The organism is Pseudomonas savastanoi, assembly GCF_020917325.1.
GTDB lineage: Bacteria > Pseudomonadota > Gammaproteobacteria > Pseudomonadales > Pseudomonadaceae > Aquipseudomonas > Aquipseudomonas amygdali.
This window is the reverse complement of record NZ_CP076652.1, coordinates 663099-679733: the sequence shown is the minus strand read 5'-3', so window position 1 is coordinate 679733 and position 16635 is coordinate 663099. Positions and strand designations below refer to the sequence as shown.

The window sequence follows — 16635 nt, the reverse complement described above, 5'->3', positions numbered from 1 at the left end:
CCGTGTGCATCTGACGCACAGAGCCACTGTTTTTCTAATGCAGACGCATATCCAGCGTCATCGGCAGCTCGTCGCTAATGTTGAGCGACGGAACGTCCAGTTTGCCCGGGGTATGACCGATGCGGAAGAAACGTGACAGGCGACGGCTTTCCGCTTCGTTGGCGTTGACCGGCAAGGTTTCATAGTTGCGGCCGCCCGGGTGGGCGACATGATACGCGCAGCCGCCCAGCGAGCGGTGCATCCAGGTGTCGACCAGATCAAAAACCAGTGGCGCATGGACGCCGATGGTCGGTTGCAGGCAGTTGGCCGGCTGCCAGGCGCGATAACGCACACCCGCGACGAACTCGCCAACCCGTCCGGTGGGCTGCAAAGGCACCGCGACGCCGTTGCAGGTCAACACGTAACGCTGCGGTGGCAACCCGCTGAGATGCACCTGCAGACGCTCCAGCGACGAATCGACGTAGCGCACCGCGCCACCGGCCGAGCCCTCTTCACCCAGAACGTGCCAGGGCTCCAGCGCCTGCCGCAGCTCCAGCTCGATGCCGTTGACGGCGTAATCACCCACTTTCGGAAAGCGAAATTCCAAATGCGCAGAGAACCAGTCGGCCTGTACCGGGTAGCCGGCTGCGTTGAGGTCGGCGACCACATCGGCGAAATCCTGCTCGATGAAGTGCGGCAGCATGAAGCGATCATGTAATTGCGTGCCCCAGCGTGCCAGCTTGGCCGGTGCATAGGGTTCACGCCAGAAACGCGCCACCAGCGCCCGTAGCAGCAACTGCTGCGCCAGGCTCATGCGCGCATGCGGCGGCATCTCGAAGGCACGCAGCTCCAGCAGGCCAAGACGCCCGGTTGCACCATCGGGCGAGTACAGCTTGTCGATGCAGAATTCGGCGCGATGGGTGTTGCCGGTGACGTCGATCAACAGGTTGCGCAGCAGACGATCGACGATCCACGGCGCAACTTCTTCACCCGGCTCCGGCATCTGTGCGAAGGCGATTTCCATTTCATAAAGCGAGTCGTTGCGCGCCTCATCGATACGTGGTGCCTGGGACGTCGGGCCGATGAACAGACCGGAAAACAGGTACGACAGCGAAGGATGGTTGTGCCAATAGCTGATCAGGCTGCGCAGCAGGTCTGGGCGACGCAGAAACGGAGAGTCCGCCGGTGTCGCGCCACCCAGCACGAAGTGGTTGCCGCCGCCAGTGCCGGTGTGACGGCCGTCGATCATGAATTTCTCTGTGGTCAGGCGTGTGAGACGCGCCTGCTCGTAAAGAAACTCGGTGCGCTCGACCAACTCGTCCCAACTGGCGGACGGCTGCACGTTGACCTCGATCACACCAGGGTCCGGGGTAATGCGGAAGTTACACAGACGCGGATCGCTCGGCGGCTCGTAGCCTTCCAGCAGAATCGGGCATTGCAGTTCTTCAGCGGTCGCTTCGATCACGGCCACCAGTTCAAGGTACTCCTCAAGCTTTTGCAGTGGCGGCATAAACAGGTACAGACGCCCGTCGCGCGCTTCGGCACACAGCGCCGTACGGGTCAGCCAGTCGGCCGACTCATCGATTTTCGGCGAGCGTTCGGCGTCGATATCTGTGGACTTGAGCGCCGAGGTCAGCGAGTCGCTGTCGGCAAGCTCGGGGAAGTCCTGGTTATGGTCGGTCGGATGAATGAACGGGTATTCCGCCGCCTTGGCCCAAGGCTGCGATGCCAATGGCAGGCGATAGCCCAGCGCGGAATCACCCGGCACCAGACGGCAGTGTTCGTCACGCAAATACCAGCGGCCACTCTGCCAGCTATCGCCGCCTGCATTACGGGCCAACGGCAGGACCTGACCAATCATCTTGTCCAGCCCCTGAGCGAATACCTTGCGCAGGCGCGCGCGCTCCAGCTCATCACCCAGCCGCGAGTCTTCAGCAGTCACGTTGACCGGCAACGCACCTTCGCGCCAAAGGTAGTAGAAATTGTCTTCGTAAGCCGGAAAAACGAAACGGGCCGGCAGTTTCAGACGCTCGGCAACGCTGGCCAGAAAGCGCCCGGCCAGCTCGCCGGTAGCGCCGTAATCCTGGGTTTCATCGGCGATCAGCGCATTGTTGCGCCAGACCGGTTTGCCATCCTTGCGCCAGAAACAGTTCAGTGACCAGCGTGGCAACTGTTCGCCCGGATACCATTTGCCCTGGCCGAAATGCACGATCCCCAGTGGCGCGTAATGCGCGCGCATGCGCTGAAACAGCTCGGCAGACAGCTCACGCTTGCGAGGCCCCAGCGCAGCCGTGTTCCACTCGGCACCGTCGCGATCATCGATGGACACGAACGTCGGTTCGCCGCCCATGGTCAGGCGCACGTCGTCACGCGTCAGGTCCGCGTCGATCTGTCGGCCAAGTGCCTGTATGTCCTGCCATTGCGCTTCGGTGTAAGGCTTGGTGACGCGTGGCGCCTCCCAGATGCGCTCGACCGACATTTCGTGGCTGAAATCGGTTTCGCACGGCTCGACCAGACCGCTGATCGGCGCTGCGGAAGACGGCTCCGGGCTGCACGCCAGCGGAATATGCCCTTCGCCTGCAAAGAGGCCGGAAGTAGCATCCAGACCGACCCAGCCAGCACCCGGCAGATAGACCTCGCACCAGGCATGCAGGTCGGTGAAGTCGACATCAGTGCCCGACGGCCCGTCCAGCGCCTCGACATCGGCCTTGAGCTGGATGAGATAGCCCGATACAAATCGCGCCGCCATGCCCAGATGGCGTAACAGCTGCACCAGCAGCCACGCGGAGTCACGGCAAGAACCTGAAGCGTTTTCCAGGGTGAATTCCGGGGTCTGCACACCCGGTTCCATACGGATCAGGTAAGCGACATCCTGACTCAGGCGCTGGTTGAGGCCCACCAGAAAGTCGATGGCGGGTATCGGCTCGCGACTGATGCTGTCCAGATACGCCTGAAATCTTGGGGTCAGCGGCAGTTTTTCCAGGTACGGCGCCAGCTCGCGCTGTTCTTCGCTGGCATAGTTGAAGGGGATGTTTTCGGCGTAAGGCTCCAGAAAGAAATCGAACGGATTGAACACCGCCATCTCGGCGACCAGATCGACCTCGACGCGAAATTCCCTGGTCTTTTCCGGAAAGACCAGACGCGCCAGGTAATTACCTTGAGGATCCTGCTGCCAGTTGATGAAGTGGTTTTCGGGCAGGACTTTCAGCGAATACGACAGCACGCGCGTGCGGCTGTGAGCGGCCGGGCGCAGGCGAACGATCTGAGGACCCAGTTCGACCGCGCGTTCGTAGCGATAGTGCGTAACATGGTGCAAGGCAATATGAATCGACACGGCGTGCCTCCTGCGAGCCTGAACGGTAATTGAGCCGCGCAAGACTTATGCCATCCGGTCAAAGTCGTGCGCCAACGAGAGTGACATTCCCCGCCCGATCAGGCGCAGCACCAAAATTGTGCTCGCCTGAACTGAAGGTGCAAGGGTCGCACGGAAAGGGGGCGCGCAGGGCAATAAGGTTGGACCCGCACGCAATATTTACTTAGTGCCACAGACAGATTGATGCCTGATTACATCGTCCTCCAATGATTAACCATTATCGGAGCACTTGTAATGACACAGCTAAATCCCGCGCAACAACCGCTTTCAGAACCGACCCAGGCTGTCGACGCTCACATCGACCTCATGGATCCGGCCGAAAGTGCTGATTACGAGACGACACGAAAAGCATTGCTTGCGGTAATGCAGAGCAGCAATGCCCCTATCAGCCTTGAAGACATTCGGATCAAGCCAGATCCAGCGTCCGGATTCGGCGAATACTGCGCTGAGAAAGCGGCTCTGCCTGCACCGCTCCAAGCCGAAAAGCAGGAGTTGCCGTTTCAGATAGACAGCGATGGCAGCGTCAGCCTGGCATTGATGCTGAGCTACAACTACGGGTTGTCGCTTCCACCATCGCCTGACAAAACGGCAATCAAAACCCTGCTCAATACGCTGGCAGAACTTCGCGCCAGTCAGGAATTGGGGCTTATTGATCAGTTCGACATCAAGGTCATGCTGACACCGAAAAATCTGCAGGACCTGAAACGAGCCCGCACCGAGTACCTGGGCAACGAAGGTGGCACGCTGCTAAGCAAGCTGGGTGCTGAAATCATTGCCTCCTGTCCACTGGCAGATGTGCAGGACTCCCCAGTGGCGGTTATGGCCCGGGTTCTCAGATCCGGACCGGCAAGGGCATTGGGACAAACGCTGCTGGCACAACTTGATCGACCTGAGGGAGAAACGTCCGCGTCCCTGATGACACTCATGGACCGGATTTTATGGCATGCCATCAGCAGCGATCTTCAGCAACCTGAGGATCGAAAGCCTGGAGAAATTGCCGGCTACCCATTCTCCAGAACAGAAAACCTGGGGCGTAGCCACGCTGACATCCTGAACGATATGCACAGCCACCTGATCAACACGGGCAAGGCGGCGTCGATCAACGAAGCAATACTCGCACGCTTCATACTGGCACTGGAGAACTGCCCTGAATGGCTGGTCAACGGTGTTCCCGACGATCTGCCATATGGTTGTACTGAAGTGTGGGTCAATTTTCAGCATGGGGTCACCCTTGCGGAAGCCATCGAGTTTGGTTCTTCACGCTGGATGAGCTTTGACGACCTGATCGAACTGCCAGTGATCTTCAACAAAAAGATGGACACCGAAGAACAGCAGGCAGCCTATCTTACAACCCGCCTGCCCATCCTTCTGGCATGGGCGCAGGCCAACGGTTATATCCGTATTCAGGGCAACCTGCCTTATTCCGAACAAGAGATAGCACAGGCAGTCAGCGCGTTCGAAGAATCCGAAACCGAATCACTTGAAGCTGTGAATGCACTGGTTCGCACAGCGCCAGAACGCAAGGCGATGGCCATCGTCGCCATGACAGAAGCGCGAAGAACGCCTGCAATTCAACAGATACTTGAGCAGGAAGATTACCCATTCCCGCCCATTGATCTACGCCCCAGGCTGGCGGTGCTACGCAAAAGCCATACGCCTGTCTATCGCGATCATAAAGGCACCCTCTCAGCATCAAATCTGCCCTATAACGCTTACGGCATAAAACACGATTCGTCGTCGTTGCTGGAGGTCTACATGGCCGGTGAAAACATTGATGACTGGAGACTACCGGGGCGCGACAGCACGGAAGGCCTACTTCCCATAAACCGTGAAATGCAGTTGCTGTACAAGGCGCTGCCAGACATCAATCAACAATTCGAGCATGAGTTTCAGGCTTATCTGGCGGATGCCCGCAAGGCTTACGCGACAATCATTAAAAAGTTGCTGACTCAACTGCCTTTCAAGCATCGCCTGGCCATCGAAAATGGTGCCGTATCACTCTACTCGCTCAGACTACCGACCCAAGACCTGATGGCTGTTGCAGAAAGCGAGAAGCATCGAGAACCACTGCGAGGCCGCGCCGGTTTTATCATTGAGGCTGTCTACGAAGGCAAAACAAGGTTCTACGAAGTTTTCCCGCTGTTGATGAGGGTGCGGTATCGCCCTGATCTGAAGGCGCTTATCGAGAATGGTGTACCCGGGATCGAGTTCTGGACGATTACATCCACAATCCCGACGCCGGTGGTTGTCAATAAGGGAAGAACATTGCCGTTTGATCAAAACGCCTACCTGCGCGGCGATGAACCGCGTGAGGGCGCGACCGCCACCATGATTGCAGAAATTGTTGGCGAGCCATTCGGCCCATCGAACACTGAGACAGCCCTGCATATGCCCATAACCATGTTTTCAAAACGCTGTACCGGCATTGCCAGTGCTGTCTCCAGTCAGTTGTTCTACGTGAATGAGGATGACCTCTATGCACAATGCAAAGGCATTACCAAGATAGAACAGGACAAAAGCGCGCCCGGGGCTATCGAAAAGATAACCAAGATCCTGATATCTCTGACACCCTGGCCCGAATTCAAAAGCCTCCTGTCCGGAGAGAAAAACCGCATGAGGGCAGGAGCACTAGGGCTGACGGTCTACATGATTCCGTACGGTAGCTTCGCCGGAAAGCTGCTTGCAGGTACTGCAAAGGTCGCCACGCGTTTAGGCAGAAATCTGATAGCCCGAGGTGGCAAAGTTCATGTTTCGAAATTGCTCATGAAGACGCGCATCACACTCAGAGGTACCACCTCGATCAATATCAGGCTAGCCCCTGACATGGCGGGGAAAGTATTGACTGGCGTTTCGCAATTCGTCGTGAAGCACGTCACCTGGAAATTTTTGGCGATAAACGTAGGTAAGGGTTACAGTCGCAGACTTCTCGCCAGTATGGGCACGCAGGAGCCTCAAGCTGAAGAGCAAAAGGCTACCTGACCTGAAGAACAGCCGGGCCGCAGGCACAAGCGTACCTGCGGCCCATAGCTATCAGCGAGGCACTACAGGCTTGCGGGCTGGCTTGCCGCCTTTGCCCTTGCCACCCTTGGCTGCATCCATGCGCTCCTTGGCGGCCTGCTTGTTGCGCGCCATTGCGGCGGCCTTGGCCTCTTCGCGTTTGTCCCACGGCTTGCTGCCATCGCTGCCACGCGGTGGCAGGCCAGTATGCTGGGTCTGGATCAGCGTAGTCTTCGCGTTCTTGGCAACCTTGTGGCTGCCAGCTGGCGTCGAGTTCTTGCGGCGCGCACTTTGATAGCTGTCGGTCGCCGGCTGATGCAACGGGATCAGTTGATCCTTGCCCGGCCCGATCAGATCGGCACGGCCCATGCGTTCAAGGGCCTCGCGCAGCATCGGCCAGCCTTTCGGGTCGTGATAGCGCAGGAAGGCCTTGTGCAGACGACGCTGCGCTTCACTCTTCACAATCGTGACTGCGTCGCTCTTGTAGGTGACTTTGCGCAAAGGGTTCTTGCCGGAGTGGTACATGGCCGTGGCGGTTGCCATCGGCGACGGGTAGAACGCCTGCACCTGATCCGCGCGGAAGCCGTTGCCCTTGAGCCACAGCGCCAGGTTCATCATGTCTTCATCGGTGGTGCCGGGGTGGGCGGCGATGAAGTAAGGAATCAGGTACTGCTCCTTGCCGGCTTCCTTGGTGTACTTCTCGAACATGCGCTTGAACTTGTCATAGCTGCCAATGCCCGGCTTCATCATCTGGTTGAGCGGACCTTCCTCGGTGTGTTCCGGGGCGATCTTCAGGTAACCACCTACGTGGTGCGTTACCAGCTCTTTGACATACTCCGGCGACTCGACCGCCAGGTCGTAGCGCAGGCCCGAGGCGATCAGGATTTTCTTCACGCCCGGCAGGGCGCGGGCACTGCGATACAGCTGAATCAGCGATGAGTGATCGGTATTCAGGTTCGGGCAGATGCCGGGGAATACGCAGGACGGCTTACGGCAAGCCGATTCGATCTCCGGGCTTTTGCAGGCGATGCGGTACATGTTCGCGGTCGGCCCGCCCAGGTCGGAAATCACGCCAGTAAAGCCCGGCACCTTGTCGCGAATCTCTTCGATTTCGCGAATGATCGACTCTTCGGAGCGGTTCTGAATGATCCGGCCTTCATGCTCGGTGATCGAGCAGAAGGTGCAGCCGCCGAAGCAGCCACGCATGATGTTCACCGAGAAACGAATCATGTCGTACGCAGGGATCTTTTCCTTGCCGTACGCAGGATGCGGGACACGCGCGTAAGGCATGCCAAACACGTAGTCCATTTCTTCAGTGGTCATCGGAATGGGCGGCGGGTTGAACCAGACGTCGACCTCTCCATGCTTCTGCACCAGCGCGCGGGCGTTGCCCGGGTTGGTTTCAAGGTGCAAGACGCGGTTGGCGTGGGCATACAGCACAGCGTCATTACGGACCTTTTCCACCGATGGCAGGCGGATGACCGTCTTGTCCCGGGTCATGCGCGGGCTGGCAAGAATCTGCACCACCTTGGCTTCGTTAGGGTCCTCGACGTTGCCTTTTTCCTGCTCGATGGCGCAGGCCTGCGTGTCCTGGGTGTTGACGTACGGGTTGATGATCTTGTCGACCTTGCCCGGACGGTCGATACGCGTGGAGTCGACTTCGTACCAACCCTGCGGCGTGTCGCGACGAATGAACGCGGTGCCGCGCACATCGGTGATGTCTTCGATCTTGTGGCCATAGGACAGGCGCTGAGCGACTTCGACAATCGCGCGTTCGGCATTGCCGTACAGCAGGATGTCGGCGCAGGCGTCAATCAGGATCGAGTTGCGAACCTTGTCCTGCCAGTAGTCATAGTGCGCGATGCGGCGCAGCGAAGCTTCGATGCCTCCCAGCACGATTGGTACATGCTTGTAGGCTTCCTTGCAGCGCTGGCTGTAGACCAGACTCGCGCGATCCGGACGCTTGCCAGCCATGCCGCCAGGGGTATAGGCGTCATCGGAGCGAATCTTCTTGTCCGCGGTATAGCGGTTGATCATCGAGTCCATGTTGCCTGCAGCGACACCGAAGAACAGGTTCGGCTCGCCGAGCTTCATGAAGTCGTCTTTGGACTGCCAGTTTGGCTGCGCAATGATCCCGACCCGAAAGCCCTGGGACTCAAGCAGACGGCCGATGATCGCCATGCCGAAAGACGGGTGATCGACGTACGCATCACCGGTAACGATGATGATGTCGCAGGAATCCCAGCCAAGCAGATCCATCTCTTCCCGGCTCATGGGCAGGAAAGGTGCTGGTCCGAAACATTCGGCCCAGTACTTGGGATAGTCAAATAACGGCTTGGCTGCTTGCATGTTCAGGACCTACGTTTGCACGTTGGAAAAATCGCGGGCGCGGAATATAGCACATTTTTTGATCAAACCCGACGACAGTGGTCGGATTTGATTGGCCTGGCCTCGGGTCAATCGTCGTCGAAGTTGTAACTGCCCGGTGCCAGGTTCTCGAAACGCGTGTATTTGCCGATGAATGCGAGGCGTGTGGTGCCGATCGGCCCGTTACGCTGCTTGCCGATGATGATCTCGGCAATGCCTTTATGCTCGGTTTCCGGGTGATACACCTCGTCCCGGTAGACGAACATGATCACGTCGGCGTCCTGCTCGATCGCTCCGGATTCCCGGAGGTCGGAGTTGATCGGACGCTTGTTCGGCCGCTGCTCAAGGGAGCGGTTGAGCTGCGACAGGGCAATGACCGGGCAGTTGAATTCCTTGGCCAGCGCTTTCAGCGAGCGCGAAATCTCGGAAATTTCGTTGGTCCGGTTGTCACCGCTCGAGCCGGGAATCTGCATCAACTGCAGGTAGTCGATCATGATCATGGCGATATCGCCGTGCTCACGTACGATCCGCCGGGTACGCGCACGCATTTCGGACGGGCTGATACCGGCAGTGTCATCGATGAACAGCTTGCGATCATTGAGCAGGTTGACCGCAGACGTCAGCCGCGGCCAGTCATCGTCGTCGAGCTGACCCGCGCGCACCTTGGTCTGGTCGATGCGCCCAAGCGACGACAACATACGCATGATCAGCGACTCACCTGGCATCTCCAGCGAGTAGACCAGAACCACCTTGTCACTGCGCAGCACCGCGTTCTCGACAAGGTTCATGGCAAACGTGGTTTTACCCATCGACGGACGTCCGGCAACGATAATCAGGTCGGCGGGCTGCATTCCGCTGGTCTTTTCGTCGAGGTCGGTATACCCGGTGGACAGGCCGGTGATGGCGTTATCACTGTTGAACAGGGTATCGATACGGTCGATGGCCTTGGTCAGCAGGTCGTTGACGCTGACCGGACCGCCCGTCTTGGGGCGCGCTTCGGCGATCTGGAAGATCTGCCGTTCAGCCTCGTCAAGAATTTCTTCGGCGGTACGGCCTTCCGGGTTGAACGCACTGTCGGCAATTTCGGTGCTGATGCCGATCAATTGCCGCAATGTGGCACGGGCCCGGACAATCTGCGCGTAGGCCTTGATGTTGGCGACAGAAGGCGTGTTTTTCGCCAGCTCACTGAGGTAGCCCAGGCCGCCTACTTGCGAGGTCTGCCCTTCCTTGTCCAACTGCTCAGCCAGGGTGACCACGTCAATCGGGCTGTTCTGGTCGGCCAAGCGGGCGATGGCGCGGAATATCAGGCGGTGGTCATGTCGATAGAAATCACCATCGGAAACTTGATCAAGCACCCGCTCCCAGGCGTTGTTATCCAGCATCAAACCACCGAGCACGGCCTGTTCGGCCTCGATGGAATGTGGCGGCACCTTCAGGGCAGCGGTTTGCAGATCGTATTGTTCGGGGGTGGAAATATCGTTCATGGCCACTTCAATTCGAGGTTTGCAGAATGGGGATGGCACAAAGACAAAGGGCACGACCTGTGAACAGGATCGTGCCCGATGTTAATCCTCTGGCAGCAATGCCGCCAGACGATTACGTATTGCTTAAGCAGCCACTACGACAACGCGTACGGTCGCTTCTACGTCGCTGTGCAGGTGCACGGCTACGTCGTATTCGCCAACGTTGCGGATAGTGCCGTTCGGCAGACGAACTTCGCTTTTTGCAACTTCAACGCCGGAGGCGGTCAGTGCATCAGCGATGTCGTGCGTACCGATCGAACCGAACAGCTTGCCTTCGTCACCAGCGGTGGCAGTGATAGTCACTTCCAGCTCAGCCAGTTGAGCAGCGCGAGTTTCGGCAGATGCTTTCTTGTCTGCAGCCAGTTTTTCCAGCTCTGCACGACGCTCTTCAAACGCAGCCACGTTGGCAGCGGTTGCAGCGGTTGCTTTGCCGTAAGGCAGCAGGTAGTTACGACCGTAGCCGGCCTTAACGTTTACTTTGTCGCCCAGGTTGCCCAGGTTGGCGACTTTTTCCAGAAGGATCAATTGCATGTGGAAATCCTCTTAACTTTTAACCTTCACCGTTCGCAGGACCATTGCCGGAATCTTTCGAACTCCGGCGACCGCGAAAATCAATCAGGCTGTCGACAATGGCAATTACCACGAGCAACGGATAGATCAGTTGCATGAACACCAGCAGCGTTATGTACATCCCTACCAGCCAGAACCGGGAAAGCCGCTTTTCAGCAACCAGACCGTGGATCAGAGCCAGCCCCGCAAACACCAGCGGTACGCTGCAAAGCGGTGTAAGCATTGCTATCTGCGGACCGAAATTCGGCCCCACCAGCATGCACACCAACAGCGCCAACGCAGGCACCAGCGGGAGTTTCACAGCGCGAAATTCACGCCCGAAACCACCAGGGTTGTACAACATCGCTTGCCAGTACCGCCCAAGAATCAGGCACAGCACACTGACAATTTGCAGCACAGCCGCTATCAGGCCATTCAGGACGGGTGCAATCAGCGCCCCCAGACGCGCTCGCTCTTCTACGTTCAACTGCTCGTAGAGCCCGGCCAGCATTGTCGGCAGATGCTTTTGCAGCTCCTGCGACATTGCTTCCAGAGGTTCGCGAAAAACCGTGCCCAGAATTACTGCATACACCACACCCAACGCCACGCTGACCAGCAGCACGCGGACCCAGGACTCGCTGGCACGCAAAACCATTGCCAAACTCAGCGAACCTGCCAGCACCATGGCTGTACGAGGTTCGCCGAAATACCACCAGACCAAAGCCGGCAGCAGAGCCCAGGACAGGACACCAACGGCATCACTGAACCCGCGTCGCAGAAGCACAAGGCACCCTGCGGCAGCACTCAACCAGAACAACAGCGGCAATGCCGCACATCCAGCCACTACGAGAGTGGCCTGCATACGGCCGCGCATGATGAATTCAGCCAGGGCACGCATGCTTTCTATCCTTTGTTACGTTTTGTCGACTACCTGGTCTCAGCGGCCGTGGCTGTCGGTGTAGGCCAGCAGGGCCAGGAAGCGGGCACGCTTGATAGCGGTGGCCAGCTGACGCTGATAACGTGCTTTGGTACCAGTGATACGGCTTGGAACGATTTTGCCGGTCTCGGATACGTAGGCTTTCAGAGTGTTGAGATCTTTGTAATCGATCTCTTTGACGTCTTCAGCGGTGAAGCGGCAGAATTTACGACGACGGAAGAAACGTGCCATGTAATTGGCTCCTCAAAAGGTCCGTGGATTACTCGTCAGCGTTATCGCTAACGTCGCTGTTGTCGCCGTCATCGCCATCGGCGCTGTCGGAGTGCTCAGGACGGTCACGACGCTCACGGCGCTCACTGCGGTTCTCTTCAGCCTTGAGCATCTCGGACTGGCCAGTTACGGCTTCGTCGCGACGGATGACCAGGTTACGGATCACAGCATCGTTGTAACGGAAGTTGTCTTCCAGCTCGGCCAGAGCCTTGCCAGTGCACTCAACGTTCAGCATCACGTAGTGAGCCTTGTGAACATTGTTGATTGCGTAAGCCAGTTGACGACGGCCCCAATCTTCCAGACGGTGGATTTTGCCGCCGTCTTCTTCGATCAGCTTGGTGTAACGCTCTACCATGCCGCCGACTTGCTCGCTTTGATCCGGGTGGACTAAAAAGATAATTTCGTAATGACGCATGAATGCTCCTTACGGGTTGTAGCCTGCCGCTCAAAAGCGGTCAGACAAGGAGTGAATGACACTGTTGGTCTTGCTCAGGGACAGGCACATGCGCGCCTGCCGTGACAGCAAGGGGCGCAATTGTAGAGAAGGGTCGAGGGAGGCGCAAGGCAATTGGTGAATTAATGAGCAGATCGCATGGCGCGACCTGCTCACTCTGGCCAGGCGCCGAAATCAGGCTTTTTTGCCGGCAGCCTTGACACTGCGCTGACGCAGCGCTTCAAACAGACACACGCCGGTCGCGACCGACACGTTCAGACTGCTGACACTGCCCACCATCGGCAGACGCACCAGATAATCGCAGTGCTCGCGGGTCAGGCGACGCATGCCCTTGCCTTCCGCACCCATGATGATGATGGTCGGGCCGGTCAGGTCCTGTTGATACAACTCGACCTCGGCCTCGCCTGCCGTGCCGACAACCCACAAGCCGCGCTGCTGGAGCTTTTCCAGCGTGCGCGCCAGGTTGGTCACAGCCACCAGCGGGATGACTTCTGCCGCACCGCAGGCGACTTTGCGCACCGCTGGCGTCAAGGTCGCAGACTTGTCCTTGGGCACGATCACGGCCAATGCACCTGCCGCATCGGCGGTACGCAGGCAGGCGCCGAGGTTGTGCGGATCGGTCACACCATCAAGCACCAGCAGCAACGGCGAACCTTCGCTGCGGTCGAGTAGCTCGTCGAGCATTGCCTCGCCCCAGACCTGGCTAGGACTCACATCGGCAACCACACCTTGATGCACGCCTTCGACCCAGGCATCCATTTCGCGACGCTCCGCCTGACCAATGGTCACGCGATTCTCACCCGCCAGCGCCACCAGCGTCTGTACGCGAGGGTCGTTACGACCCTCGGCCAGCCAGATGTGCTTGACGCGTTTCGGGTGATGACGAAGTAACGCTTCTACGGCGTGAACGCCGTAGATTTTTTCCAGCTGACTCATGACTTGGCCTTGGGTTTACGAGCGCCACCACTTTTCGCGGTTGGCGCGGAGCCCGATTTTGACGGGCCTTTACGGTGCTTGCTGGCCGGCTTGCTCGACGAAGGAGCAGAGCCCGACCTGTCAGACTTTCCCGACGACGCCTTGCTACCACCCTTCGCGTCTGCCAGAAGGGCTTTTTTCAGCTCACGACTTTTACGCACTTCTGCGTTTTTCGCCGCCGCATCGCTCGGGCGATACGCTTCGGTACTGCTCTCCTTGGCAGAAGCGCTACGGCGACCGGACTTGGCAGGCGCCTTTTCCTTTTCAGCCGCTGTAGCAGCAGCAGGCGGCGCAGTGTCATGACCACGACGCTTGCGACCAACCGGCGTTGCAGCCGCTGCGGTTTCGGAAATCTCGAAGTCGATCTTGCGCTCATCCAGATCAACACGCATGACACGCACTTCGACGCTGTCGCCCAGACGGAAATTACGTCCGGTACGCTCGCCGGCAAGGCGGTGATGCAGGGGGTCGAAATGGTAGTAGTCACCCGGCAGAGCCGTGACGTGGACCAGACCTTCGACGTAGATGTCAGTCAGCTCGACGAACAGGCCAAAGCCGGTTACCGCCGTGATCACGCCCGGGAATGACTCGCCCACGCGATCTTTCATGTATTCGCACTTGAGCCAGTTGACCACGTCGCGCGTAGCCTCGTCGGCACGGCGCTCGCTCATCGAGCATTGTTCGCCCAACTGATCGAGCAGCGCGTCGTCGTACGGGTAGATACGCGCCTTCGGAATCGTTGCAGCACCGGCACGGCGTACGTGCGGGGTATCCTGCTTGGAGCGGATAACGCTGCGAATCGCACGGTGCGTCAGCAGATCCGGATAACGACGGATCGGCGAAGTGAAGTGCGTATACGCTTCGTAATTCAGACCGAAGTGGCCGTTGTTGTCAGAGCTGTAAACGGCCTGGCTCAACGAACGCAGCATGACGGTCTGAATCAGGTGGTAATCCGGACGGTCACGAACGGTTTCAAGCAGCGCCTGATAATCCTTCGGTGTCGGACCTTCCTTGCCTTTGTGCAGCGTCAACCCCAGCTCGCCCAGGAATGCACGCAGTTTTTCCAGACGCTCTGGCGGCGGGCCATCGTGAACGCGGTACAACGCGGGAATTTCGTGCTTCTTCAAGAACTGCGCGGTGGCCACGTTGGCGGCCAGCATGCATTCTTCGATCAGCTTGTGAGCATCGTTGCGGGTGGTCGGACGGATTTCGGCAATCTTGCGCTCGGAACCGAAGATGATCCGGGTTTCCTGAGTTTCGAAATCGATCGCACCACGCACGTGACGCGCGCCCAGCAACACCTTGTACATGGCGTAAAGCTGCTTGAGGTGCGGAACCACGTCGCCGTATTCGCCGCGAAGGCTTTTGGCTTCAGCCGTTTTCGGCTGTTCCAGGATCGTGCTGACCTTGTTGTAGGTCAGGCGAGCGTGGGAGTGGATGATGCCTTCGTAGAATACGTAGTCAGTCATCTCGCCGGTCTTGGAGATGGTCATCTCGCAAACCATGGCCAGACGATCGACGTGCGGGTTCAGCGAGCACAGGCCGTTGGACAATTGCTCAGGCAGCATCGGTACAACACGCTCGGGGAAGTACACCGAGTTGCCGCGAACCTGGGATTCAGCATCCAGCGCCGAGCCGATTTTCACGTAGCTCGATACGTCGGCAATCGCCACGTAGAGCTTCCAGCCACCGGAGAACAAGCGCAGCTTGCCCGGCTTGGCTTCGCAATACACCGCGTCATCAAAGTCGCGAGCGTCTTCGCCATCGATGGTCACGAAAGGCAGGTGGCGCAGGTCTACGCGGTTTTCCTTGTCCTTCTCTTCGACTTCCGGCTTGAGCTTCGCAGCTTCCTTGAGTACAGCCTCGGGCCACACGTGCGGAATATCGTAAGTGCGTAGCGCAACATCGATTTCCATGCCCGGCGCCATGTAGTTGCCGACCACTTCGACCACATCACCCTGCGGCTGGAAGCGCGGCGTTGGCCAGTGGGTGATTTTCACCTCGACGAACTGGCCGATCTTCGCATTATTGTTGCGGCCCGGCGTTACCAGCACTTCCTGCTGGATTTTCGGGTTATCGGGTACAACAAAACCAATGCCGCTCTCTTCGAAGTAGCGACCAACGATGGTTTCGTGAGCACGCGAGATCACTTCGACAATAACGCCTTCGCGACGACCGCGACGGTCAAGGCCGGAAACGCGCGCCAGCGCCCGGTCACCGTCGAATACCAGACGCATTTGCGCCGGGCTCATGAACAGGTCATCGGAACCGTCATCTGGAACCAGAAAGCCGAAGCCATCGCGATGCCCGGAGATGCGACCCAGGATAAGGTCAAGCTTGTCTACCGGTGCATAAGTGCCACGACGGGTATAGATCAACTGGGCGTCGCGCTCCATCGCACGAAGGCGACGGCGCAGGGCCTCGAATTGATCTTCGGTGGTCAGGCCGAATTCTTCGACCAGTTGCTCGCGACTGGCCGGCGAACCGCGCTCGGCAAGGTGCTGCAAGATCAGCTCACGGCTGGGAATAGGGTTTTCGTATTTTTCCGCTTCACGAGCGGCCTCGGGATCGAGGGACTGCCAATCGGCCATTAGATAGTTTTCACCTTGTATATATAGGGGTTAGTTTGGCATAGACCTCATGAAACGGGAAATTTCACGCTCAAACCACTCGACAAAAAGCCTGCTCAACCCCGCTGCAACACCCGAAACACACCGCCCGCGAATTTTTTCGACTTTTTTTCATCGCCGGGGTTTACAGCCTAAAAAGCGCTCCGTATAGTGCGCGCCATCGGCAGGTTGATGCCTTCCGATACTGCCCAGATGGTGAAATTGGTAGACACGCCAGCTTCAGGTGCTGGTGACCGCAAGGTCGTGGAAGTTCGAGTCTTCTTCTGGGCACCAATTCAGGCAACAGACTACAACAGTCTCAAGCCTCACAAAAACCCGCGAAAGCGGGTTTTTGCATTTTCAGGTTTTGATTATTAAATCAAAACAGGGGTTTACAGAGCAAAATGATCGCCGTATAGTGCGCCCCATCAACGGCGGAGACGCTGCTGATGCTGCCCAGATGGTGAAATTGGTAGACACGCCAGCTTCAGGTGCTGGTGACCGCAAGGTCGTGGAAGTTCGAGTCTTCTTCTGGGCACCAATTCAAAAAAACCGAGCCAATGGCTCGGTTTTTTTTTGGGAATTGCAAAGTCATTTACTTC

General features: G+C 58.0%; 10 protein-coding genes and 2 tRNA genes. 3 read left to right on the top strand and 9 right to left on the bottom strand.

Features of this window, described 5'->3' with window-relative positions:
* Positions 1-34: 34 nt before the first annotated feature.
* On the bottom strand, positions 35-3313 hold the full coding sequence (locus KP808_RS02930; protein WP_230017415.1) for a transglutaminase family protein: 3279 nt from the start codon (positions 3311-3313) through the stop codon (positions 35-37).
* 273 nt (positions 3314-3586) lie between these two features.
* Here KP808_RS02930 and KP808_RS02925 point away from each other — a divergent pair, with 273 nt between their 5' ends.
* Positions 3587-6331 carry an MFS transporter gene (locus KP808_RS02925; protein WP_230017414.1) on the top strand — a complete coding sequence of 915 codons (2745 nt, stop codon included), beginning with the start codon at positions 3587-3589 and terminating at the stop codon, positions 6329-6331.
* A gap of 51 nt (positions 6332-6382) precedes the next feature.
* Here the strand turns inward: KP808_RS02925 and KP808_RS02920 are convergent, their stop codons facing one another.
* The 8 genes from KP808_RS02920 to rnr all read right to left on the bottom strand — a co-directional run bounded on the left by KP808_RS02920 (position 6383) and on the right by rnr (position 16015).
* Positions 6383-8698 carry a YgiQ family radical SAM protein gene (locus KP808_RS02920; protein WP_002551833.1) on the bottom strand — a complete coding sequence of 772 codons (2316 nt, stop codon included), beginning with the start codon at positions 8696-8698 and terminating at the stop codon, positions 6383-6385.
* A 107-nt stretch (positions 8699-8805) separates the two neighbouring features.
* A complete protein-coding gene (gene dnaB, locus KP808_RS02915; RefSeq protein WP_002551832.1) occupies positions 8806-10200 on the bottom strand; it encodes a replicative DNA helicase in 1395 nt (464 codons plus the stop codon).
* Positions 10201-10323: 123 nt separating this feature from the next.
* Positions 10324-10770 (bottom strand): 50S ribosomal protein L9, encoded by a 447-nt coding sequence (rplI, locus tag KP808_RS02910; protein ID WP_002551831.1) that lies wholly within the window; start codon positions 10768-10770, stop codon positions 10324-10326.
* A 19-nt stretch (positions 10771-10789) separates the two neighbouring features.
* Positions 10790-11686 carry a YybS family protein gene (locus tag KP808_RS02905; RefSeq protein WP_004666401.1) on the bottom strand — a complete coding sequence of 299 codons (897 nt, stop codon included), beginning with the start codon at positions 11684-11686 and terminating at the stop codon, positions 10790-10792.
* Between the two features lie 39 nt (positions 11687-11725).
* The gene (rpsR, locus tag KP808_RS02900; RefSeq protein WP_002551829.1) at positions 11726-11956 is read right to left on the bottom strand and encodes a 30S ribosomal protein S18; all 231 of its coding nucleotides are present in this window, start codon (positions 11954-11956) and stop codon (positions 11726-11728) included.
* 28 nt (positions 11957-11984) lie between these two features.
* Positions 11985-12410, bottom strand: a complete 426-nt coding sequence (gene rpsF / locus KP808_RS02895) for a 30S ribosomal protein S6 (protein ID WP_002551828.1) — start codon at positions 12408-12410, stop codon at positions 11985-11987.
* A 213-nt stretch (positions 12411-12623) separates the two neighbouring features.
* The gene (gene rlmB / locus KP808_RS02890) at positions 12624-13385 is read right to left on the bottom strand and encodes a 23S rRNA (guanosine(2251)-2'-O)-methyltransferase RlmB (protein WP_230017413.1); all 762 of its coding nucleotides are present in this window, start codon (positions 13383-13385) and stop codon (positions 12624-12626) included.
* Positions 13382-16015, bottom strand: a complete 2634-nt coding sequence (rnr, locus tag KP808_RS02885; protein ID WP_230017412.1) for a ribonuclease R — start codon at positions 16013-16015, stop codon at positions 13382-13384. The genes rlmB and rnr overlap by 4 nt, the downstream gene beginning before the upstream one ends.
* A 225-nt stretch (positions 16016-16240) precedes the next feature.
* On the opposite strand from rnr, the gene KP808_RS02880 reads away from it, so the two are divergent.
* Both KP808_RS02880 and KP808_RS02875 read left to right on the top strand, forming a co-directional pair.
* A tRNA-Leu gene (locus tag KP808_RS02880) sits at positions 16241-16327 on the top strand.
* Positions 16328-16487: 160 nt separating this feature from the next.
* Positions 16488-16574: transfer RNA gene (locus tag KP808_RS02875), tRNA-Leu, on the top strand.
* Positions 16575-16635 lie beyond the last annotated feature (61 nt).

What these genes read in the sequence shown, in the direction of transcription:
- dnaB (WP_002551832.1), bottom strand. Translation starts at nt 10,200, where the DNA reads ATGAACGATATTTCCACCCCCGAACAATACGATCTGCAAACCGCTGCC.
- KP808_RS02920 (WP_002551833.1), bottom strand. Translation starts at nt 8,698, where the DNA reads ATGCAAGCAGCCAAGCCGTTATTTGACTATCCCAAGTACTGGGCCGAA.
- rlmB (WP_230017413.1), bottom strand. Translation starts at nt 13,385, where the DNA reads ATGAGTCAGCTGGAAAAAATCTACGGCGTTCACGCCGTAGAAGCGTTA.
- KP808_RS02905 (WP_004666401.1), bottom strand. Translation starts at nt 11,686, where the DNA reads ATGCGTGCCCTGGCTGAATTCATCATGCGCGGCCGTATGCAGGCCACT.
- rpsF (WP_002551828.1), bottom strand. Translation starts at nt 12,410, where the DNA reads ATGCGTCATTACGAAATTATCTTTTTAGTCCACCCGGATCAAAGCGAG.
- rplI (WP_002551831.1), bottom strand. Translation starts at nt 10,770, where the DNA reads ATGCAATTGATCCTTCTGGAAAAAGTCGCCAACCTGGGCAACCTGGGC.
- rpsR (WP_002551829.1), bottom strand. Translation starts at nt 11,956, where the DNA reads ATGGCACGTTTCTTCCGTCGTCGTAAATTCTGCCGCTTCACCGCTGAA.
- KP808_RS02925 (WP_230017414.1), top strand. Translation starts at nt 3,587, where the DNA reads ATGACACAGCTAAATCCCGCGCAACAACCGCTTTCAGAACCGACCCAG.
- rnr (WP_230017412.1), bottom strand. Translation starts at nt 16,015, where the DNA reads ATGGCCGATTGGCAGTCCCTCGATCCCGAGGCCGCTCGTGAAGCGGAA.